At 72.3% G+C, this 20,725-nt stretch carries 20 protein-coding genes and 1 pseudogene; 11 read left to right on the forward strand and 10 right to left on the reverse strand.

What is annotated here, in order from left to right:
• Nucleotides 1-225: 225 nt before the first annotated feature.
• Nucleotides 226-585 (forward strand): hypothetical protein, encoded by a 360-nt coding sequence (locus tag ACFWI4_RS35685; protein ID WP_385404270.1) that lies wholly within the window; start codon nucleotides 226-228, stop codon nucleotides 583-585.
• Nucleotide 586: 1 nt separating this feature from the next.
• Nucleotides 587-1,066, forward strand: a complete 480-nt coding sequence (locus ACFWI4_RS35690; RefSeq protein WP_387205071.1) for a hypothetical protein — start codon at nucleotides 587-589, stop codon at nucleotides 1,064-1,066.
• Between the two features lie 140 nt (nucleotides 1,067-1,206).
• On the opposite strand, the gene ACFWI4_RS35695 is transcribed toward ACFWI4_RS35690, so the two are convergent.
• The 3 genes from ACFWI4_RS35695 to ACFWI4_RS35705 all read right to left on the reverse strand — a co-directional run bounded on the left by ACFWI4_RS35695 (nucleotide 1,207) and on the right by ACFWI4_RS35705 (nucleotide 3,573).
• The gene (locus ACFWI4_RS35695; RefSeq protein WP_387205074.1) at nucleotides 1,207-1,710 is read right to left on the reverse strand and encodes a GNAT family N-acetyltransferase; all 504 of its coding nucleotides are present in this window, start codon (nucleotides 1,708-1,710) and stop codon (nucleotides 1,207-1,209) included.
• 58 nt (nucleotides 1,711-1,768) lie between these two features.
• Nucleotides 1,769-2,263 carry an RNA polymerase sigma factor gene (locus tag ACFWI4_RS35700; RefSeq protein WP_387205077.1) on the reverse strand — a complete coding sequence of 165 codons (495 nt, stop codon included), beginning with the start codon at nucleotides 2,261-2,263 and terminating at the stop codon, nucleotides 1,769-1,771.
• A gap of 146 nt (nucleotides 2,264-2,409) precedes the next feature.
• Nucleotides 2,410-3,573, reverse strand: a complete 1,164-nt coding sequence (locus ACFWI4_RS35705) for a glycerophosphodiester phosphodiesterase (protein ID WP_387205080.1) — start codon at nucleotides 3,571-3,573, stop codon at nucleotides 2,410-2,412.
• Between the two features lie 390 nt (nucleotides 3,574-3,963).
• Between ACFWI4_RS35705 and ACFWI4_RS35710 the strand changes: the two genes are divergently transcribed.
• Nucleotides 3,964-4,653 (forward strand): lysophospholipid acyltransferase family protein, encoded by a 690-nt coding sequence (locus tag ACFWI4_RS35710; RefSeq protein WP_385404255.1) that lies wholly within the window; start codon nucleotides 3,964-3,966, stop codon nucleotides 4,651-4,653.
• Between the two features lie 125 nt (nucleotides 4,654-4,778).
• Here the strand turns inward: ACFWI4_RS35710 and ACFWI4_RS35715 are convergent, their stop codons facing one another.
• From ACFWI4_RS35715 to ACFWI4_RS35735, 5 genes are all read right to left on the reverse strand, one after another.
• Entirely contained in the window at nucleotides 4,779-6,296 is a 1,518-nt protein-coding gene (locus ACFWI4_RS35715; RefSeq protein ID WP_387205083.1) for an MFS transporter, read from the reverse strand.
• A complete protein-coding gene (locus ACFWI4_RS35720) occupies nucleotides 6,293-6,844 on the reverse strand; it encodes a TetR/AcrR family transcriptional regulator (RefSeq protein ID WP_385404249.1) in 552 nt (183 codons plus the stop codon). The genes ACFWI4_RS35715 and ACFWI4_RS35720 overlap by 4 nt, the downstream gene beginning before the upstream one ends.
• A gap of 121 nt (nucleotides 6,845-6,965) precedes the next feature.
• Nucleotides 6,966-7,937 (reverse strand): aldo/keto reductase, encoded by a 972-nt coding sequence (locus tag ACFWI4_RS35725; RefSeq protein WP_387205087.1) that lies wholly within the window; start codon nucleotides 7,935-7,937, stop codon nucleotides 6,966-6,968.
• A gap of 178 nt (nucleotides 7,938-8,115) precedes the next feature.
• A complete protein-coding gene (gene argH, locus ACFWI4_RS35730; RefSeq protein ID WP_387205090.1) occupies nucleotides 8,116-9,549 on the reverse strand; it encodes an argininosuccinate lyase in 1,434 nt (477 codons plus the stop codon).
• Between the two features lie 130 nt (nucleotides 9,550-9,679).
• Nucleotides 9,680-10,873: an argininosuccinate synthase gene (locus ACFWI4_RS35735; RefSeq protein ID WP_387205093.1), complete on the reverse strand. Its 1,194-nt coding sequence runs from the start codon at nucleotides 10,871-10,873 to the stop codon at nucleotides 9,680-9,682.
• 249 nt (nucleotides 10,874-11,122) lie between these two features.
• Here ACFWI4_RS35735 and ACFWI4_RS35740 point away from each other — a divergent pair.
• The 3 genes and pseudogenes from ACFWI4_RS35740 to ACFWI4_RS35750 form a co-directional block, all read left to right on the forward strand.
• Nucleotides 11,123-11,557, forward strand: a pseudogene (locus ACFWI4_RS35740) (hypothetical protein); the annotation flags it as partial.
• A 149-nt stretch (nucleotides 11,558-11,706) separates the two neighbouring features.
• Nucleotides 11,707-12,294, forward strand: coding sequence for a pyridoxamine 5'-phosphate oxidase family protein (locus tag ACFWI4_RS35745; protein ID WP_387205096.1), 588 nt, complete (start codon nucleotides 11,707-11,709; stop codon nucleotides 12,292-12,294).
• Nucleotides 12,295-12,297: 3 nt separating this feature from the next.
• Nucleotides 12,298-12,996: a L,D-transpeptidase gene (locus ACFWI4_RS35750; RefSeq protein WP_387205099.1), complete on the forward strand. Its 699-nt coding sequence runs from the start codon at nucleotides 12,298-12,300 to the stop codon at nucleotides 12,994-12,996.
• 80 nt (nucleotides 12,997-13,076) lie between these two features.
• Here ACFWI4_RS35750 and ACFWI4_RS35755 read toward each other — a convergent pair whose 3' ends face one another.
• Both ACFWI4_RS35755 and ACFWI4_RS35760 read right to left on the reverse strand, forming a co-directional pair.
• Nucleotides 13,077-14,504, reverse strand: coding sequence for a sensor histidine kinase (locus ACFWI4_RS35755; RefSeq protein ID WP_387205115.1), 1,428 nt, complete (start codon nucleotides 14,502-14,504; stop codon nucleotides 13,077-13,079).
• Between the two features lie 86 nt (nucleotides 14,505-14,590).
• Nucleotides 14,591-15,520, reverse strand: a complete 930-nt coding sequence (locus ACFWI4_RS35760) for a response regulator transcription factor (RefSeq protein ID WP_387205102.1) — start codon at nucleotides 15,518-15,520, stop codon at nucleotides 14,591-14,593.
• A 216-nt stretch (nucleotides 15,521-15,736) separates the two neighbouring features.
• Between ACFWI4_RS35760 and ACFWI4_RS35765 the strand changes: the two genes are divergently transcribed.
• From ACFWI4_RS35765 to ACFWI4_RS35785, 5 genes are all read left to right on the forward strand, one after another.
• Nucleotides 15,737-17,095, forward strand: coding sequence for a ferric reductase-like transmembrane domain-containing protein (locus tag ACFWI4_RS35765; protein ID WP_387205105.1), 1,359 nt, complete (start codon nucleotides 15,737-15,739; stop codon nucleotides 17,093-17,095).
• 7 nt (nucleotides 17,096-17,102) lie between these two features.
• Complete coding sequence (locus ACFWI4_RS35770) at nucleotides 17,103-17,603, forward strand: FMN-binding protein (protein WP_387205108.1); 501 nt, start codon at nucleotides 17,103-17,105, stop codon at nucleotides 17,601-17,603.
• A 125-nt stretch (nucleotides 17,604-17,728) separates the two neighbouring features.
• Complete coding sequence (locus ACFWI4_RS35775) at nucleotides 17,729-19,066, forward strand: ferric reductase-like transmembrane domain-containing protein (protein WP_385404749.1); 1,338 nt, start codon at nucleotides 17,729-17,731, stop codon at nucleotides 19,064-19,066.
• A 19-nt stretch (nucleotides 19,067-19,085) separates the two neighbouring features.
• A complete protein-coding gene (locus tag ACFWI4_RS35780) occupies nucleotides 19,086-19,910 on the forward strand; it encodes an FMN-binding protein (RefSeq protein WP_387205110.1) in 825 nt (274 codons plus the stop codon).
• Between the two features lie 46 nt (nucleotides 19,911-19,956).
• The gene (locus tag ACFWI4_RS35785) at nucleotides 19,957-20,694 is read left to right on the forward strand and encodes an FAD:protein FMN transferase (RefSeq protein WP_387205118.1); all 738 of its coding nucleotides are present in this window, start codon (nucleotides 19,957-19,959) and stop codon (nucleotides 20,692-20,694) included.
• The last annotated feature ends 31 nt before the right edge of the window (nucleotides 20,695-20,725 follow it).

Below are 20,725 nucleotides of genomic sequence, written 5' to 3' on the forward strand. Positions count from 1 at the left end.
CCCCCGTCCGTCACCAGTGGTGACAAGGCGGAGCGGGCCTCGACGGCGTGGTCCGCGCCGAGTGCGTGCACCCGGCACGTTGTGGTCAAGGCCACGGCGATCACGCCCGCGGCGCGGCCGCCCGGGGTCCGCCCGGACCGGTTCCCCGACGCGGGTGCCGTCAACCCGGCGGAGCAGCCCGGGGGCGAGCGCATCAGGTCTTTTGGCCCGTAATAGGGTCACGGCATGTTTGATGCCCTGACGGTCGCGACGGCCGTCGCCGCGCTCGCGCTCGCCGCCTGGTGCGGCTGGGCCGCCCACCGCGACCAGTCCACGAAGGACTGGCACTTCATCGGTATGGCCGTGGTGAGCGTGCTCGCCCTGGTCCAGCTGGTGATCGGCGTGGTCCAGCTGGCGCGCGGCGAGAAGCCGGATCAGGGCACGACGATCTTCGTGGCCTATCTGATCGGCGCCTTCGCCTGCATTCCCGCCGCGGGATTCATGTCACTGGTGGAGCGCACCCGCTGGGGTTCGGTCACGGTGGCGGCCGGCGGGGTCGTCCTCGCCGTGCTCGAGGTCCGGCTCTACGACATCTGGGGAGGCTGAGATGACGGCCACGGACGAGAACACGACCGTGCCTCGCGACGAACGGGACGGGCAGGACGCGGCGGAGCCGGCCGCCGGCACGAAGCGCGGGCGGCTCATCGGCGGCCCCGGCATCCTGCTGGTGTGGCTGTACGGGGTGATGGTGGTCGGCGCGGTCTCGCGCTCGGCCGTGCAGATCTCCACGCAGTTCGACAAGGCTCCGCTCGCCTACACGCTGTCCGCGGTGGCCGGTCTCGTCTACGGGTTCATCACGTACTCGCTGGTGCGCGGCGGCGAGACGGCGCGCAGGGCGGCGCTGGTGTGCTGCGCCGCCGAGCTCGCGGGCGTGCTGATCGTGGGGACCTGGACGCTCGCCGAGCCGTCCGCCTTCCCCGACGCGACCGTGTGGTCGGACTACGGCATGGGCTATCTCTTCATCCCGGTCCTGCTGCCGCTGTCGGCGATGTACTGGCTGCGCAAGGCCCGTACGGCCGCCGTCTGACGGCCGGGCCGGACCGGGCACTCCCGGACCGGCCCCGAGGACGTAGGACGCCGAAGGCTCCGGACGCGGAAGCCGTCACGCGCGGGTGACGTACGCGCCGGAGCCGTCGAGCACGGGTGGCGTGCGCCGGAGGCGAGGCGTCAGGCGCTGGTGGCGTACGCGGCGGTGTCGGCGCCCTTGGCCAGGGTCACCAGAGTCATGCGCTCGCCCACCCGCTCCTGGGAGACGGGCGCGTAGCCGTGCTTGCGGTACAGCCGCAGGTTGCGCTCGCTGCGGTGGCCGGTGAACAGCTGGAAGGACTTGGCCTCGCCCTCGGTGCCGAGGCGGGCCTCGATCGCGTCGAGCAGGCGTCCGCCCAGACCGTGCCGCTGCATGCGCGGGTGCACGATGAGCTTGTTGATCCGGGCCGTGCCGTCGGCGTCGACCGCGCCGCGTACGGAGGCCACCACCTCGTCGCCCAGCCTGGCCACCAGGACGGTGCCGCCCGCGAGTTCTTCCCTGAGGGAGTCGAGCGGCTGGGTGAGCGGCTCGATGCCGTAGTCGCCGTACAGCTCGGCCTCGCTCTGATAGCAGAGGTACTGCAGCTTCAGGATCGATTCCGCATCCTGCTCGGTCGCCGCCGAGATGGTCACGCTCATGCCCATGTGTGCATGCCTCCCGCTCACCTGTTCCACCGGTCGTCCCCCACTCCTATCCCCGTCGTCAGCGGGCCGCAACCTCCGCGGTCAGCAATCGCCGGAGACATCCCAGACATCTGGAACGTTCCGGACCGAGACCGCCCTGTGAGATACCCAACTCACCCGCGATCTCCCGGTAGGTGAGGCCCTCGGGGGAGAACAGGGCGGCCATCAGATCCGGGCAGCGGCCGGGCAGCCGGCGCACCGCGGCGCTCAGCTCGTGACGGCGGGCGGACGCGAGGAGCCGCTGCTCCGGGCCGGCGGCGCCGTCGTCCGCCGGCTCGGTGGCGTAGGGCTGCTCGGTCCGGGTCCTGCGGCGGCCGCGGCGGGCCTCGGAGCGGACGGCCCGGCGCACCCAGCGCTGCGGGTCGGCGGGCGGTCCCTGGGTGGGGAGGCGTTCCAGCAGCCGCAGCCAGACGGCCTGTTCCAGGTCGTCCGGTTCGTCGCCGGAGGCGTGGGCCTCCGCCGACGCCTCGGCGGCGAGCAGCGGTCCCAGCGTGGTCACCAGCTCATCGGTCATGACCGCAACGACACGGCCGCCCCGGCACGAGGTTGCCGGGGCGGCCGTTTCTCACCCCATCCGGGGTGCGGGGGCGACGCGTTGACGAGGGGCGGACGCGGGTGCCGTTCCCCGCCGCCGTGCGGCGGCGGGCCGGAGCGGCGGCCTCATCGCCGGAGGAAGTCCGCGCGGGCGAGGACCGCGGTGTCCGCGTTGTCGGTGAAGACGCCGTCGATGCCCGTCGCGAAGTAGACCGCGAAGGCGCCGAAGGGGTCCCCGTAGGCGTCCGGGGCGGCGCCCTTGCGGAAGTTCGCGGGCAGGAAGGGGTTCTCGTTGCGCATGGTGTACGGGTGCAGGACCAGGCCCGCGCGGTGGGCGTCGGCGACGAGCGTGGTCGGGCTGGTGAGGTTGCCGTCCGCGTCCTTGGGGATGACCAGGTCCAGCGTGGGGCCGATGCCCTGCGCGTAGGAGGCGATCCACTTCAGGCCCTCGGGGGTCACGAGGTCGGCCACCGTGCGGGGGTCGCCCGCCGTGACGAAGTCCCAGGGGCGGGTGTTCGCCGCCGCCAGCAGGACGACGAGCGGGTTGCCGACGAGCTCGTCCAGCCGCTGGATGCTGCTCGGTTCGAAGGACTGGAGGATGACCGGCGAGTCCTTCCTGTCCTTGCCGTACTTGCGGAGCAGCTTCGCGACCCGCTCCTCCAGGCCCAGGCCGAGGGCGCGGAAGTAGGTGGGGTGCTTGGTCTCCGGATAGATCCAGACCTGCTTGCCGCGCTTGCGGGTCTGCTCGTCCTGCCAGCGGAGCACCTCCTCGAAGGTGGGGATCTCCCAGCGGCCGTCGTAGAGGGTGTTGTGCGGGCGGTTGGCGGGGACGCGCTCCACCGCGCGGAGGGTCTTCAGCTCGGCGAGCGTGAAGTCCTCGGTGAACCAGCCGGTGGTGGGGACCCCGTCGAGGGTCTTGGTCGTCCTGCGGCCGGCGAACTCGGGGTGCGCGGCGACGTCGGTGGTCCCGCCGATCTCCGGTTCGTGGCGGCACACGAGATGGCCGTCCTTGGTGGGAACCAGGTCACCGGCCTCGACGACGTCGGCACCGAGGTCGAGGGCGAGCTCGTACGAGCCGAAGGTGTGCTCCGGGCGGTAGCCGCTGGCTCCCCGGTGGCCGATGACGGCCGGTCTGGGCAGGCCGCGGTAGCCGCCTCCCCCGTGGCGCCCGTCCGCGCTCGCGGTGCCGGGCAGGCCGAGGGCCGCTCCGCCGGCCCCGAGCACCGCCGCCCCCAGCAGGGTCCGCCGCGCCGTGCCCCGCTCCTGACCGTTCGACTTCCGTGCCCCCATGAGGGCTCCTCCCGCCGTAGGTGCCTGCCTGTCGAAGCGGGACGATCGTAGGTGTCACGGTGTGACGGGAGGGAGGCCCGCGGCGGAACAGTGGGTGACCTCGGTCGCCGCGCGAGATGCGGAACATGACGGTCCGTCCGCTTCGGGCGGGCGGTCGTGGGTACCCGTGCGGGGACGGCGTACGGAGCGGTCCGCGGCGGGCGCTCACCCGTTCGCCGGTACCCGTACGCGATGTCCGTCACACCGGGCCGGCCCGGTGCCCACCGCTCACGGGCACGCAACCGCAGGTAAACGTAGGTCAACAGTGCGTATCCGGTCGGTGAACCCGATGTGCAATCGACCGGGAACCGCGAGTATCGTCCTCACCTGCACAGACTCCATACCGATCCCTTGACACCGGAGGGCCCGTTGTCCCGCTTCGCGCTCATCAAGGCAGTGCTCGGAACGATCATGCGCCTGATGTTCCGCCTACGGGTGGAAGGCGTGGAGAACATTCCGGGCGACGGACCGGTGATCCTGGCCGGCAATCACCTCACGTTCATCGACTCGATGATCCTTCCGCTGGTCTGCGACCGGCAGGTGTACTTCATCGGCAAGGACGCGTACGTCACGGGCAAGGGCCTCAAGGGCCGGCTCATGGCCTGGTTCTTCACCGGCGTCGGCATGATCCCGGTGGACCGGGACGGCGCCAACGGTGGCGTGGCCGCGCTGATGACCGGCCGCCGCGTCCTGGAGGAGGGCAAGATCTTCGGGATCTACCCCGAGGGCACCCGCTCCCCCGACGGCCGCCTGTACCGCGGCCGCACCGGCATCGCCCGGCTCACCATGATGACCGGCGCCCCGGTCGTCCCGTTCGCGATGATCGGCACGGACAAGCTCCAGCCGGGCGGCGCGGGCATGCCGCGCCCGGGCAAGGTCACGGTCCGCTTCGGACCGGCCATGGAGTTCTCGCGCTACGAGGGCATGGACCGCGACCGCTACGTGCTGCGCGCCGTGACGGACTCCGTGATGACCGAGGTCATGCGGCTCTCCGGCCAGGAGTACGTCGACATGTACGCCACCAAGGCGAAGGCCGCCTAGCAGCGCGGCACACCGGACGAAAGGGTGGGCTCCGACCGGACATCTCCGGTCGGATCCCACCCTTTTTACGACCCAGCCACCCTCCGGGGCCCCGGAGGGTGGCGGCGGTCGTCGGAGCCGGGTGGCTACGACTCCAGTCGCTGGCCGCGGAGCAGGAACCAGGCCGCCGCTGCCGTGGCGAGCAGGACCGCCGCGCCCGCGCCCGAGGCGAGGGCCAGTCCGTCCACGAAGGACTCCCTGGCCGCGGTCAGCAGCGTGTCGGCGGTCTGCTCGGGCAGGTGCCCGGCCGCCTCCACCGCTCCGCCCAGCGATTCGTGCGCCGCGGCGGGCGTTCCCGCCGGGCCGGTGAAGCCGGCGTAGACACCGGTCACCACGGAGCCGAGCAGGGCGATGCCCAGGGCCGCGCCGAGCTCGTACGCCGTCTCGGAGACCGCGGACGCGGCGCCCGCCTGCTCCTTGGGCACGGCGGAGAGGATGACGTCGGCGGTGACGGTGAACGAGAAGCCCGCGCCGACACCGACGACCAGCAGGGCGGCGCCGAGCAGCGGATAGCCGGTGGAACGGTCGAGCACGGTGAGGGCGCCGAGCGCGAGGCCCACCGCGGCCAGTCCGCCGGACACGACCGTCCGCACGGAGAAGCGCCGCGCGACCCGCCCCGCGACCAGGCCCGCGGCCACCGCGCCCACGGCGGCCGGGACTTCGGCGAGCCCGGCCTCGAACGGCCCACGCCCCTGCACGAGTTGCAGGAACTGGGACAGGAAGAACACGAGCCCGGACATGCCGAGCACGGTGAACAGGTCGGCGAGGACCGCGCCGGAGAACCCCCGGTTGCGGAACAGCCGGACGTCCAGCAGCGGTGCGGGAAGCGTCAGTTGGCGGCGTACGAACCAGACGAGGGCGCCCGCGCCCAGCAGGCCCGCGGCGAACGCCTGCGCGCTCGGACCGTGCGCGGCGAGCTCCTTGACCGCGTACACCACGCCGATGACGCCGACGAGCGACAGCGTCACGCTGATCAGGTCCCAGGGGCCGGGGTTCGGGCTCTTCGACTCGGGGAGCAGCCGGCGCCCGACGAGGACGAGGACCACCATCACCGGCAGGTTGATGAGGAACACCGAACCCCACCAGAAGTGTTCGAGGAGGAAGCCGCCGACGACGGGTCCGACCGCCGTGCCCGCGGAGGCCGTCGCACCCCAGATGCCGATGGCGAGGCTGCGTTCGCGCGGGTCGTGGAAGATGTTGCGGATGAGGGCCAGGGTGGCGGGCATCAGGGTCGCGCCCGCGACACCGAGCAGGGCCCGCGCCAGGATCATGAACTCGGGTGTCGTGGCATAGGCGTTGAGCACGGATATGAGGCCGAAGGCCGTGGCGCCGGTGAGCAGCAGCCGCTTGCGGCCGATGCGGTCGCCGAGACTGCCCATGGAGACGAGCAGTCCGGCGATGACGAAGGAGTAGACGTCACCGATCCACAGCAGCTGGGTGCCGGAGGGCTCCAGGTCCTCACTGATGTACGGGGTCGCGAGGCCGAGGACGGTCGCGTCCACGGCCACCAGCAGCACGGCGAGGACGAGGACGCAGAGCGCGAGCCAGCGGCCCGGACGCTTCGGTGTCTCCGTCGCGACCGCCGGCCGCAGGGTGCTGGTCATGGTTCCTCTCTCCTGAGCGCGCCGCCGAGCAGCAGCTCGACGATCATGTGGTGGAAGTCCTTGGCGGCCACGCGGCCCTCGGTGACGGCCCAGGCCGCCGAGGCCATCAGTCCGTAGAGGGCCTCGGTGAGCCAGGCCGGGCTGAGGTCGATGCGGAACTCGCCGTTGTCCTGACCGCGCCGGAACAGCGCCGCCATCCGGGTGTCGAGCCGTGCCCAGCCCTCGTGCTGTCCGTCGCCCTCGAAGAGCTGGTTCTCCGTGTAGAGGAAGGCGAGCAGTCCGGCCGCCGGCTCCAGTTCCGCGACCAGCCGGCGCACGGCCTCCTGGGCGGTGCCCTCGCCGAGACGGGCCGCGTCCAGGGCGGCCTCGCACTCCTCGATGCCGAGCGCCTCCAGCGCGCGGACGAGCGCGTCGCGGCCGGCGAACTGGCGGTGCAGCGTGGCCCGGCTGATGCCGGCGGCCCTGGCCACCTCGTCCATCGTCGCCGTGGACTTGCGGGTGAGCAGGGCGGCTGCGCTGCGCAGCACGTGATCACGATCGACAGCCATGAGACAAGGGTACCGCAAGTGAGACACTGATGTCTCACGCGGGGCGTACGTGCCTCATGGCTGCGTCATTCGGTGGACGCCGAGGGCCCCTGCGTCTCGACGCCCCCTGCGCCTCAGTGCCTCAGTGCCAGGGCAGCTGTCCGCGTCGCTCCCAGTACGCGCGCGGTTCCTCCACCAGGGCGGCGAGCCGGGAGAGCTGGCCGTCGTCGAGGTCGACGACCGCCGCGTGCAGGTTCGAGGCGAGCTGGTTGGCGGTCGCGGCCCCCGACAGCACGACACCGGCCCAGGGCTGCCGCAGGACCAGCGCGAGGGCGACCGCGTCGCAGCCGAGGGAGGTCTCCTCGGCGACCGCGCGCAGCGCCTCGGGCGCGTGCGGTCCGGCGAGCCGGCCGTTGGCCATGCCCTCCTTGACGATCACCGTGAGCCCGGCGTCGTGGGCCTCGGCCAGCGCCGGGGCGGCGGAGGTCTCCAGGAGGTTGTACGTGGACTGGACGGTACGGAACAACGGCTCGCCGTCGACCGTGACGGCGAGCGCGGCCCGGATCGCCTCCGCCTGGGCCGGCCCGCTGGTGGAGAAGCCGACCGACAGACCGCCGGCGGCGGCTTCGGCGAGGGCCGCGTGCAGTTCCTTGTCGGTGAGGGCCGGGCTGTCGGGGGTCACCGAGTGGATCTGATAGAGGTCGAGCCGGTCGCCGAGCAGTTCCGCGCTCTCGGCGCGCTGCCGCTCGTACGCGGCGAGGCTGTGGTCCTTGACCTCGTGCACCTCGGCGTCGGTGCGCCAGTCGGCCGTGTAGGTGTAGCCCCACTTGCTGCCGACGACGACGTCGTCGACGTCCGGGCGGCTCCTCAGCCAGCCGGCGAGGAACTCCTCCGACCGGCCGTAGGAGCGGGCCACGTCGAAGTAGCGCACGCCCTGGGCGTAGGCGGCTTCGAGGAGTTCACGGGTGCGCTCGCGCAGGGCGTCGACCCCGCGGTCGGCCGGGAGGTCCTCCTCACGCCCCAGGTTGATGTAGCCGGGGCGGCCCACCGCGGCGAGTCCCAGGCCCAGGTGGGCGGTGGGAGTCGTGGCTGAGGCGAGACGTGCGAAGGGCATCGCGGCTCCGTTCGGTCGGCTCCTTTACGGCTCCCGGCCAACGTAACCCGCGACGCCCTCCGCCGTGCGGCACCCGCCGCGGCCCGCGCACCCGTGTCCGCCCCGCGGGCGGGCCGGAGTGCGGGCGGACCGCGGTGCGAACGGGTCGCGGTGCGGGCGGACCGGGGACGCGGTCGTCCTACTTCTTGCGCTTGGCCGCCGCCCACGTCTGCTGGGCCGCGACGTCCGTCCTGATCTCGGCGAGCTGGACGGCGACGGCGCTCGGGGCCGTACCGCCGCGGCCGTCGCGGGAGGCGAGGGCTCCGGGCACGTCGAGGACGGTCCGCACCTCGGGCGTCAGATGCGACGAGATCTTCGCGAACTGCTCGTCGGTCAGTTCGTCCAGCTCCTTGCCGTCCGCCTCGGCGACCTTCACGCACTCGCCGGCGACCTCGTGCGCGACCCGGAACGGCACACCCTGCTTGACCAGCCACTCGGCGATGTCGGTGGCGAGCGAGAAGCCGGCCGGGGCCAGTTCCTCCATGCGCTCGCGGTGGACGGTGAGCGTGGCCATCATGCCGGTGAAGGCGGGGAGCAGGACCTCCAGCTGGTCGCAGGAGTCGAAGACCGGCTCCTTGTCCTCCTGGAGGTCGCGGTTGTACGCGAGGGGCAGCGCCTTGAGCGTGGCCATCAGCCCGGTCAGATTGCCGATCAGCCGGCCCGACTTGCCGCGCGCCAGCTCGGCGATGTCCGGGTTCTTCTTCTGCGGCATGATCGAGGAGCCGGTGGAGAAGGCGTCGTGGAGGGTCACGAAGGAGAACTCCTTCGTGTTCCAGATGATGACCTCCTCGGCGATCCGGGAGAGGTTCACGCCGATCATCGCGGTGACGAACGCGAACTCCGCCACGAAGTCGCGGGAGGCCGTGCCGTCGATGGAGTTGGCCACACTGCCGTGCTCGAACCCGAGGTCCTTCGCCACCGCCTCCGGGTCCAGGCCCAGGGACGAACCGGCCAGCGCGCCGGAGCCGTACGGCGAGACGGCCGTCCGCTCGTCCCACTGGCGCAGCCGCTCCGCGTCCCGGGACAGGGACTGGACGTGGGCCAGCACATGGTGGGCGAACAGTACGGGCTGGGCGTGCTGGAGGTGGGTGCGCCCGGGCATCGCCACGTCCGGGTGCGCCTCGGCCAGGCCGATCAGCGCCTCCTGGAGGTCGGCGATCAGACCGCCGATGATCCGGGCGTGGTCGCGCAGGTACATCCGGAAGAGCGTGGCCACCTGGTCGTTGCGGGAGCGGCCGGCCCTGAGCTTGCCGCCGAGGTCGGGGCCGAGGCGCTCCAGGAGACCGCGCTCCAGGGCGGTGTGGACGTCCTCGTCGGCGATCGTGCCCACGAAGGAGCCGTCGGCGACGTCCGCCTCCAGCCGGTCCAGGCCGTCGATCATGCGGGTGAGCTCGTCCTCGGTGAGCAGGCCCGCACCGTGCAGCACCCGCGCGTGGGCGCGTGAACCGGCGATGTCGTACGGCGCGAGGCGCCAGTCGAAGTGGACCGACGCGGACAGCTTGGCCAGGGCCTCGGCGGGACCGTCGGCGAACCGGCCGCCCCAGAGCCGGACGTCACCGCTGTTGCTGCTCACTTGCGTTACTCCTCGAAAGGTGTGGATGTGCCACCGCCTCCCCACGCGTGCGTGAGGAGGCGGTGGCCAGGCTAGTGCTCGGGAGACCTGGCGGCGGACACGACACGGCCCGCGCCAAGTCCCGTACCGGTTACGCCAGATCCCGCTTGGCGGCGATCTTCGACGACAGGCTGTAGATGTCGATGAAGCCCTTGGCCGCGGCCTGGTCGAAGGTGTCGCCCGTGTCGTACGTGGCGAGGTCGAAGTCGTAGAGCGAGGTGTCCGAGCGCCGGCCCGTGACGACCGCGCGGCCGCCGTGCAGGGTCATCCGGATGTCGCCGTTGACGTGCTGGTTGGCCTCGTCGATGAAGCCGTCCAGGGCCCGCTTGAGCGGGGAGAACCACTGGCCGTCGTAGACCAGTTCGCCCCAGCGCTGCTCGACCTGCCGCTTGTAGCGGGCGAGTTCACGCTCGACGGTGACGTTCTCCAGCTCCTGGTGGGCGGTGATCAGCGCGATGGCGCCCGGAGCCTCGTACACCTCACGGGACTTGATGCCCACGAGCCGGTCCTCGACCATGTCGATCCGGCCGATGCCCTGGGCTCCGGCGCGCTCGTTGAGCTGCTGGATGGCCTGGAGGACGCTGACGGGCTTGCCGTCGATGGCGACCGGGACACCCTGCTTGAAGGTGATGATCACCTCGTCGGCCTCGCGGGTCTCGGCGGGGTTCGAGGTGTACTCGTAGATGTCCTCGATCGGGGCGTTCCAGATGTCCTCCAGGAAGCCCGTCTCGACCGCGCGCCCGAAGACGTTCTGGTCGATGGAGTACGGGGACTTCTTGGTGGTGGCGATCGGGAGCTGCTTCTCCTCGCAGAAGGCGATCGCCTTGTCCCGGGTCATCGCGTAGTCGCGGACCGGGGCGATGCACTTGAGGTCGGGGGCGAGGGCGACGATGCCGGCCTCGAACCGGACCTGGTCGTTGCCCTTGCCGGTGCAGCCGTGGGCGACCGTGGTGGCGCCGTGCTTCTGCGCGGCGGCGACGAGGTGCTTGACGATCGTCGGCCGGGAGAGCGCGGAGACCAGCGGGTAGCGGTCCATGTAGAGGGCGTTGGCCTTGATCGCCGGGAGGCAGTACTCGTCGGCGAACTCGTCCTTGGCGTCCGCGACCTCGGCCTCGACGGCGCCGCACGCGAGGGCGCGCTTACGGATGACGTCCAGGTCCTCGCCACCCTGGCCGACATCGACCGCGACGGCGATGACCTCGGCGCCCGTCTCCTCGGCGATCCAGCCGATGGCGACGGAGGTGTCCAGACCGCCTGAGTAGGCGAGTACGACGCGCTCGGTCACGGGATTCTCCTCAACAGTGCATTCGCTGACATGCATGAGTATGCAGCACTCTGCATGATTCGTCAATCGCGGCTCGCGCTCCGGGCGGGTGAAGGCGGAATTCTCACCGAGGGTTGAACACTCGTAATCGTTTCCGCGTATCTCCCGCTGAACGCAGGCGCCGCGTTCGCGTACGGCAGGCACACGAACGACAGCCGACCGGTCGAACACCGGACGGCCGTCGGCCCCCGACCCGAGTGAGGATTCCGCATGTCCAGGGCTCTTCCGAAGTACAACAAGCGGCGCGTCGTGATGATCGGCGGAGCCTCCGCCGTGGTGCTCTCGGCGGCGGTGATCGCGGGCAGCGCCCTGGCGGGCGAGACCCACAACACGGCGCAGAACGCGACGACGAAGGCCGCCGCGAACACCGTGAACTGCCCGGCGGTCGCCCCGAGCCTGCCCGCGGTCCCCGCGTCCGCGAAGGCCGAGGTCGACCGCAACCTCGCCCTGCTGAACACCCAGATCGCCGAGGCGAACAAGCGACTGGTCGACACCGCCGGACAGGGCGGACCCAACTTCGTCCAGAACGCGATCCTCGGCCCCCTCAAGGACAAGCGGGTCTCCACCATCGACCGCATCGCCATCTCCATCGGCCGCACCGCCGCCAAGCCCACCGGCCTGGACACGCTGGCCGCCTGCACGCTCACCAAGTGACCTGACGGCGAAGCGCCCGCCCCGTCAACGCCGGCCGGGGCGGGCCACGGGTTCCGGCGGTGCCCCTGAACGGCGCCGCCGGAACCCGCACCCCGCAAACCCTTAGACAGGCGAAGGACTTTCCCCGATAATCGTTAGACATGGGAAAGACCTATGAGCGCATCGACGGCCGCCTCCGCAGTTTCATCGAGGCGCAGCCCCTCTTCTTCACCGCGACCGCACCGCTCTCCGGGGACGGCACGGTCAATCTCTCACCCAAAGGGCTCACCGGCTCGTTCGCCGTCCTCGACGAACTGACCGTGGCCTATCTGGACTTCGCCGGGAGCACCGCGGAGACGATCGCCCATCTGCGCGAGAACGGCCGGATCACCCTGATGTGGTGTGCCTTCCAGGGGCCGCCCAACATCGTCCGGGTGCACGGCCGCGGCGAGCCCGTCTTCCGCGACGACCCGCGGTTCAAGGAACTCCTCACCCACTTCGACGGCATCGACCCGGCCCTGCACGGGCTGCGCGCGATCATCGTGGTGACCGCCGAGCTCGTCCGTGACAGCTGCGGCTACGCGGTGCCCTTCATGTCCTACGAGGAGGACCGCGACCTGCACGGCAAGCGGTTCGCGCGCGAGGACGACGCCTCGCTGAGCGCGTACTTCACCAAGAAGGAGCACATCGCGACCAGCCTGGACGGACTTCCCGGGCTGCCGCTGCCGTTGCCCCCCAGTACGGTCTGAGCCATGCGCCTCGGAGCCGCCGTCCTCGCGTCCGCGTCCCTGTTCGCCCTGGCCCCGAGCGGGCCGCCGCCCGTCGCCGTGCTCCCCTCGCGGCTGGCCGACACCGGCGGCGGCTCCCAGCTCGTCATCGCCGAGGCACCGCGCGGGGACGCGACCTCGGGGACCCTCACCTGGTGGGACCTGCGGGGCGGACACTGGGCGCGGGCAGGTTCCGCGCCGGCGCGGTTCGGGGCGCGCGGACTCGTCGAGGGCGGGGCCCGGCGCCAGGGCACGAACACGACACCCACGGGGCTGTACGGGCTGCCGTTCGCGTTCGGGACCCGGGCGGCGCCGGACGGGACCGCGATGCCGTACCGGCGGGTGACCGAGAACTCCTGGTGGTGCCAGGACAACGCCTCCGCCTCGTACAACCGCTGGACCGAACCGCGCCCGGCCGACTGCCGTGCCACGGAGTCGGAGCACCTGGTGACTTACGACCGGCAGTACGCGTACGCGCTCGTCGTCGGATTCAACTACGAGCGGCCGGTGCGCGGGCGCGGCGCCGGGATCTTCCTGCACGTCGACGGGAGCGGACCCACGGCCGGCTGTGTCTCCGTGCCCGAGGACGCGATGCGGCGGATCCTCGCCTGGGCCGATCCGGCGCGCTCCCCGCACATCGCCATCGGCACGAGGGGCGGGGAGACGGCGGTCACCCGGTACTGAGGGGTGGCCACTCGGCGCTGACGGGTGAGTCCCTCGGTGTTGACGGTTGGTCCCCGGGTACCGACGGGCGGGACCCTCGGTCAGGCCGCGGGGAGTCTGACCGTGAACGTGGTCGAACCCGGGCCGCTCTCCAGGGTGACCGTGCCGTCGTGCGCCTCGACCACGGCCGCCACGATCGACAGGCCGAGCCCCGCTCCGCTGCCGGAGCCGTCTGCCCGGCGCCGGTCCGCCCGGGTGAAGCGCTCGAAGACGCCGGGCCTGACGTCCTCGGGGACCCCGGGTCCGTCGTCACTGACCTTGAGCACGGCCTCCTTCCCCGCGTGCTCAAGGGACACCGTCACCCGGGTGCCCACCGGCGTGTGGACCCGCGCGTTGGCCAGCAGATTGGCCGACACCTGCTGGAGCCGGTGGGCGTCGCCCACGACGGTCACCGGCTCCTCCGCCAGTTCCAGGACCCAGCGGTGACCGGGGCCCGCCGCACGCGCGTCGGTGACGGCGTCGAGGACGAGGTGGGTGAGGTCGACGGGAAGGCGTTCGAGCGGGCGGCCGGCGTCGAGGCGGGCCAGCAGGAGCAGGTCGTCGACCATCTCGCCCATGCGCGCCGACTCGGCGGCGATCCGTTGCAGCGCCCGGGTCACCTGCGGGGGAACCGGGCCGGGGTGCAGCAGCGCGAGCTCGGCATGTCCGCGGACGGAGGCCACCGGGGTGCGCAGCTCGTGGCTGGCGTCGGCGGCGAAGGTGCGCAGGCGCTCCTCGCTCGCGTGCCGCTTGGTGAGCGCGTCCTCGACATGGCCGAGCATGCGGTTGAAGGCCGCGGCGACCCGGCCCACCTCGCTGCGCGGGTCCGACTCCGGCGCCCGTGGGGGCAGGGCGACCTCGCCGCTGGCGAGCGGAAGCTCACTGACCCGGGTGGCGGTCGCGGCGACCCGGTTCAGCGGCCGCAGCGACCAGCGCACCCACAGCGCGCCGGCGACCCCGGCGGCCACGAGGGCCACGCCGAAGACCAGGGAGGCGACGAGTTCCAGCCGGTGGACGGCCGCGTCGACCGGTTCGGTCGGCAGTCCGGTGATCAGGACGTCCCCGTCCTTGCCGGGCGTCGCCAGGACGCGGTAGTCGCCGAGCGCCGAGAGGCAGACGGTGCGGGCGTGGCCGTCCGCCGGGACCGCGGCCAGGACGTTCTCGTCGTGGGCGGTCGGCTCCACGTTCCGTACGGCCGTGCCGGAGCCCGGCGGGACGACGGCGGCGTTGGTGACCTCGCCGCCGACCAGGCGCGCTCCGAGCGTGCCGGTGCCCTGGCGCCGGGTGTCGCCGTGTTCGTCGCCGTCGTGGTCGGACGGCTTCGTCGCGTTGTGCTCCAGGCTCGCCGGGAAGCGGGGCCCCGCCTCCTGGAGCTGCTGGTCGAGGCGGCCGGTCAGGAAGCCGTCCAGTTCGTAGACGGCGGCCACGCCGACGGCGGCGCAGCTGACGGCCAGGAGCACCAGGAGTCCGGCGGTGAGCCGGGCGCGCATCGTGCGGGGGCGCGGCAGGGCCCGCAGGGCCGCCGAGGGCCGCCGCCACCGGCTCTTCGTCCCGGCCGGCTCCCGCTCGCCCGGCTTCACCGGCCCGCCACGGGTTTGATGACGTACCCGGCGCCGCGGACCGTGTGGATCATCGGGTCCCGGCCCGCGTCGACCTTCTTGCGCAGATAGGAGATGTAGAGCTCGACGACATGGGCCTGGCCGCCGAAGTCGTAGGACCAGACGCGGTCCAGGATCTGCGCCTTGCTGAGCACCCGGCGCGGATTGCGCATCAGGAAGCGCAGCAGCTCGAACTCGGTCGGCGACAGCTCGATCAGGTCGCCGCCCCTGGTCACCTCGCGGGCCTCCTCGTCCATCGCCAGGTCGCCGACGACGAGCCGGGGGCCCTCGTCGACGCGGCGGGCCATGCCGGCGCGGCGGAGCAGTCCGCGCAGCCGGGCGACGACCTCCTCCAGGCTGAACGGCTTGGTGACGTAGTCGTCGCCGCCCGCCGTGATGCCGGCGATGCGGTCCTCGACGGCGTCCCGGGCGGTGAGGAACAGGACGCAGACGCCGGGCAGCACGGTGTGCAGGTCGCGCAGCACGGTGAAGCCGTCGGTGTCGGGGAGCATCACGTCCAGGACGACGGCGTCGGGCAGCAGCTCGCGTGCCCCCGCGGCGGCCGAGGCGCCGTCGCAGGCGGTGCGGACCTCCCAGCCCTCGTAGCGCAGCGCGCCGGAGAGTACCTCGGCGAGGTCCGGGTCGTCGTCGACGACGAGGACGCGGACGGGGGTGCCGTCGGGCCGGGTGAGCGTGGGCGGCCTCACGGCACCGCGCGGCCGCCCGCCGGCGCCGCCGGGGACGTCGCCGGACCCGGACACCGGGGCGGCGGCACGCGGCTGCCCGGCACCGGAACCACCGGGCTCCGGCGCGCCGGGCTCGGAAGCGGTGGTGACGGGGTCCGGGGCGTCGCCCGTGCGCGGGGGACGGGCGGGCGGGGTCTCGGGGTCCGGGGAGGCAGTGTTCATGTCGTCTTCCAGCATCGCTCCTGGCGGGGGCCGGTCCCCGCCAGGGTGCCTCTGAGTTTCCTCTGAGTCCCCTCTCCCCGGAGAATCCCGTCCCTCCCCTTCTCCCCCGTCGCTCTCAGTTTGCTGTGAGTCCCCCCGGAACGGGCTCGTTCAGAGCCCCCTCAGAGGTTCACCCAGCAGAGTTTCCTCCCGGACGGCAGGAAGAAGGACGGACTCATGACGACGGTGTACGAGCGGGCGGACCCGCGCACGACACGGGGGCGCCGACGGCCCCGGCCCTCGCCCGCGGGGCCGCTCCTCGCCCTGATGTGGGCCGGAGCGGCCGGGGTCCTCGCCCTGTGGTGGACGGACACGCGGTCGGTGGTGGGCCTGGCCGGCTGGCTGACGGACGCCGGACGGATCGCCGGGCTGCTGTGCGGCTACAGCTGCGCCGTCCTGGTGGCCCTCATGGCCAGGGTCCCGCTCCTGGAGCGGCGCGTCGGATCCGACCGGGTGGCCCGCTGGCACGCGATGGCCGGCCGCTACACGATCTGCCTGCTTCTCGCGCACGTCACCCTGATCCTCTTCGGCTACGCCGCCCAGGACGGCACGGGCGTGGTCCACGAGACGCTGAGCGTGGTGTTCCACTACCCGGACATGCTCAAGGCGACGACCGGCACGGTCATCCTCTTCGCCGTCGGGATCACCTCGGCACGCCTGGCCCGCCGCCGGATCAGCCACGAGTTCTGGTACTACGTGCACCTGCTGACGTACGTGGCGGTGTTCCTCGCCTTCTTCCACCAGCTCGCCCTCGGCTCCGACTTCGTCGGCGACACGGCGGCGCAGGCGGCCTGGTACGCCCTGTACCTCGGTACGGCCGCGCTCGTCGTCTGGTTCCGGCTGCTCGCCCCGGTGCGGCTCAACCGGCGCCACCGGCTGCGCGTGGACTCCGTGTACCGGGAGTCCCCCGGCGTCTACTCCGTCGTCGTGCGCGGGGAGCGGCTGGACGAACTGGACGCGCGGTCGGGCCAGTTCTTCCGCTGGCGGTTCCTCACGGACGGGATGCGGTGGACCTCGACGCCGTACTCGCTGTCCGCGCCACCCCGGCCGGACCTGATGCGGATCACGGTGAAGGCGCTCGGCGACCACAGCGCGGCCGTGGGCATGCTGCGGCCCGGCACCCGGGTGTGGGCGGAGGGCCCCTACGGCTCGCTGACCGCGGACCGCAGCAGCACCTCGAAGGCCCTGCTCATCGCGGGCGGGGTCGGCATCACCCCGCTGCGCGCCCTGTTCGAGACCCTGCCCGGCCGGGTCACGCTGCTCTACCGGGCGCGCACGGCCGAGGACCTGGCGCTGGGCGGCGAGCTGGAGGACATCGCGCGATGGCGCGGGGCCCGCGTCCTGTACGCCCTCAACGGAGCCGACGGCAGCCGCCCGCGGTTCACCGCCGAGTCGCTGCGCGCGACCGTGCCGGACATAGCCGAGCACGACGTCTACCTGTGCGGGCCCCCGGAGATGGCGCGGGACCTGTACGGGGCGCTGAGCGCGGCGGGTGTCCCCGACCGCCGTATCCACCACGAGTCGTTCGAGCTGTGAGGCCTCCGTGCACGCCCTGAAGAAGAACCGTCCGCTGCGCCGGGTGACCCTGGCGGCCGCCGCCACGGTCACCGGTTTCGTCCTGCTGCTGTCGCTGAAGCCGCACACGGCGCCCACGACCGCCGACGCCTCCTCGTCCGCGGGGCGTTCCCCCTCCTCGTCCTCGTCCGCCTCCCCCGGCGGCTCGTCCGGGAACTCCTCCGGGACGTCCGGGGGTTCGAAGAGCACGGGGACACGGACCGTCACCGGCGATACGGTGCAGACCCGTTGGGGTCCGGTCCAGGTGCGGATCACGCTGAAGGAGGGCCGGATCACCGAGTCCGCGGCGGTCGCCTATCCTTCGGGGAATCCCCGGGACCAGGAGATCAACAGTTACGCGATTCCCCAGCTCAGGCGCGAGACACTGGCCGCGCAGAGTGCCCAGATCGACTCGGTGTCCGGAGCCACGTACACCAGCGACGGATACAAGCAGTCGCTCCAGTCGGCACTCGACTCGGCCGGGCTCTGAACGCACGGGCGTCGTGGACCGTATCTCTGGGCCAGGGGGCCACTCCCCTCACCCCGTCTCTCCAGGACGAACACGGAGGAACCGTGTCCACGATCGCCGGTGGTCGCGCCGCGCGGCGCCAGACCATGCGCCGAATCCGCCCTCGCCGCTCGCCCGCCGTCCCGCTGCTGATCGCCGTATGGGCCGGCGCCGCCGCCGTCCTGTGGCTGTGGTGGAACAACACCCCGTCCATCGCGGACAACAACGGCAGGATCCTCAACGCCGGCCGTATCACCGGGCTGCTCGCCGGCTATCTGATGGCGCTCGTGGTGCTGCAGATGGCCCGCGTCCCCGCCCTCGAACGCCGGGTGGGATCCGACCGGGTGGCGCGCTGGCACGCGATGACCGGCCGCTACACCATCTGCATGGTCCTCGCCCATCTCTTCCTGACGATGTGGGGCTACGCCCTCCAGTCCGGCAAGGGACTCGGCGGGATCGTGCAGCAGACCATCGACTCGGTGAACCAGCTGCCCGACATGGGCAAGGCCGCGATCGGCACGGGTCTGCTCGTGCTCATCGGGTTCATCTCCGTCGGCTGGCTGCGCCGGCTGATCCCGTACGACACCTGGTACCACGTGCACCTGCTCACGTACGCCGCGGTGTTCCTGACGTTCTGGCACCAGCTGTCCACCGGCAACGACTTCGCGGTGGAGCCCGTCGCCAAGACCGTCTGGTACGGGCTCTACGGTTCGGTGACCGCGCTGGTCATCTGGTACCGAATCCTTTCTCCGGTCCGGCTGAACCTGAAGCACCGGATGCGGGTCCAGGCGGTCATCGAGGAGACGCCCGGCATCGTGTCGGTGCTGATCAGCGGGCGCAAGCTGCACCGGATGGGCGCCGAGGCCGGACAGTTCTTCCGCTGGCGCTTCCTGGCGCCGGGGATGCGGTTCAGCTCCCACCCGTACTCGCTGTCGGCGGCTCCGCGCCCCAACATGCTGCGCATCACCGTGAAGGCGATCGGCGACCACAGCGCCGCCCTGCGTGACCTGGAGCCCGGCACCCGGGTCTGGGCCGAGGGCCCCTACGGCGCGCTGACCGCCGGCAAGCGCAGCCGCGGCAAGGTGCTCCTGGTGGCGGGCGGTGTCGGCATCACCCCGATGCGGGCGCTGTTCGAGACCCTCCCCGGCGCCTCCGGGGACCTCACCCTGCTCTACCGGGCCAACACCACCCAGGACCTGGCCCTGTGGGACGAGCTCGCCGCCATCTCCAAGGAGCGCGGGGCGCGGCTGATGTACGCGGTCAACAGCCCCGAGGGCGAGCGGCCGGACATCTCGGCGGACTCCCTGCGCCGCAAGCTGCCCGACATAGACCGTCACGACGTCTTCATGTGCGGGCCGCCCGGCTTCGCCCAGGAGGTGTACGCGGCACTGCGCGGCGCGGGGGTCCCCGCCCGCCGCATCCATCACGAGTCGTTCGAGATGTGAGCGACGGGAGTCAGGAACGATGAAGAAGAATCACCCCATCCGGCGCTTCGTGCTGGCGAGCGCCGCCACCGTGTCCGGGATCGTGCTGCTCCTGGCGCTCAAGCCGGCCACCGACCCGGCCGCCGCGTCGGCGCAGGCCGGTGCGGCGTCCCAGCAGTCGGCGGCCGCCCAGGGAGCGCCCCAGGGCGGCACCGCCCAGCAGGCGGGTGCCGCCACCGTCCTCGGTGACGTGGTGCGGACCGAGTACGGGCCGGTCCAGGTGCGGCTGACGATGAGCGGCGGCAAGATCACCAAGGCGGACGCGGTCCAGGCGCCCAAGGGCGGGACCAGCGACCAGAAGACCGCGCTCTCGGTGCCCAAGCTCAACCAGGAGGCCGTCGCGGCGCAGAGCGCCGACATCGACTCCGTCTCGGGCGCGACCTACACCAGCGGCGGCTACAAGAAGTCCCTCCAGTCGGCCCTGGACAAGGCGAAGACGGCGGGCGGGGCCTCGGGCTCCACCGCGGGGTCCTCCGGCTCGGCGGGTTCCACCGGATCCGCGGGCAAGGCCTCGACGGCCCCGGCCGCACAGGCCCGCGTCGTCACCGGGACCGTGTCCGACACGCAGTACGGCCCGGTCCAGGTCCGGCTCACGCTCTCCGGCAAGAAGATCACCAAGGCCGAGGCGGTCCAGGCGCCCAAGGGCGGGCTCAGCGACCAGAAGACCGCCCTCGCGGTGCCCAAGCTCAACGGGGAGGCGGTCGCGGCGGGCAGCGCCCACATCGACAGCGTCTCCGGCGCGACCTACACCAGCGAGGGCTACAAGGAGTCCCTCCAGTCGGCCCTGGACAAGGCCGGTGTCTGAGCCCGCGCAGGACGCGCCCCAGGAACTGCGCCACGCCGAGGAGGTGATGGGCACGGTCTTCTCCTTCGACGTGCGCGGCGGTGAACCCGCCGCCGTTCGCACGGCGTTGGAGGAGGCGATCGCCGGACTCCACCGCGTGGACGAGGTGTTCAGCACCTACCGCGAGGACAGCCAGATCTCGCGGCTGGCCCGCGGAGAACTCACCGTCGAGGAGTGCGACCCGGAGGTCGCCGAGGTCCTCGCCCTCGGCGCCGAGGCCGAGCGCGCCAGCGACGGCTGGTTCAGCACCCGTTACGAGGGCCGGATCGACCCCACGGGGATCGTCAAGGGCTGGGCGGCGGAACGCGCGGCCCGGCACCTCGCCGCGGCCGGGGTGAGCGGAGTGAGCGTCAACGGCGGCGGTGACGTCCAGCTGCGGGGCGTCCCCGGACCGCACCGCCCCTGGCGGGTGGGCGTGTCCGACCCGCTGCGTCCGGGCTCGCTCGCCGCGGTGATCTCCGCGGCCGGTGCCGACGAGCTGGCCGTGGCGACCTCCGGCACCGCCGAACGCGGCGCCCATATCGTCGACCCGCGCACCGGGAAGCCGGCCGTCACCGACCTGGTGGCCGTGACCGTGGTGGGCCCCCGTCTGACCTGGGTGGACGCCTGGGCGACCGCGGCCTTCGCGATGGGCTCGCGGGCGGGTCTCGACTGGCTGGAGTCGCTCCCCGACATCGAGGCGCTGCTCATCACGGCCGGCGACGAGGTCCGGTGCACGGGAGGCCTCGCCCGGCGCCTGGGCTGACCCACGGACGTACGAAAGGGAGGGCGCGCCC

The organism is Streptomyces sp. NPDC127038 (assembly GCF_042725875.1).
Classification (GTDB): Bacteria; Actinomycetota; Actinomycetes; order Streptomycetales; family Streptomycetaceae; genus Streptomyces.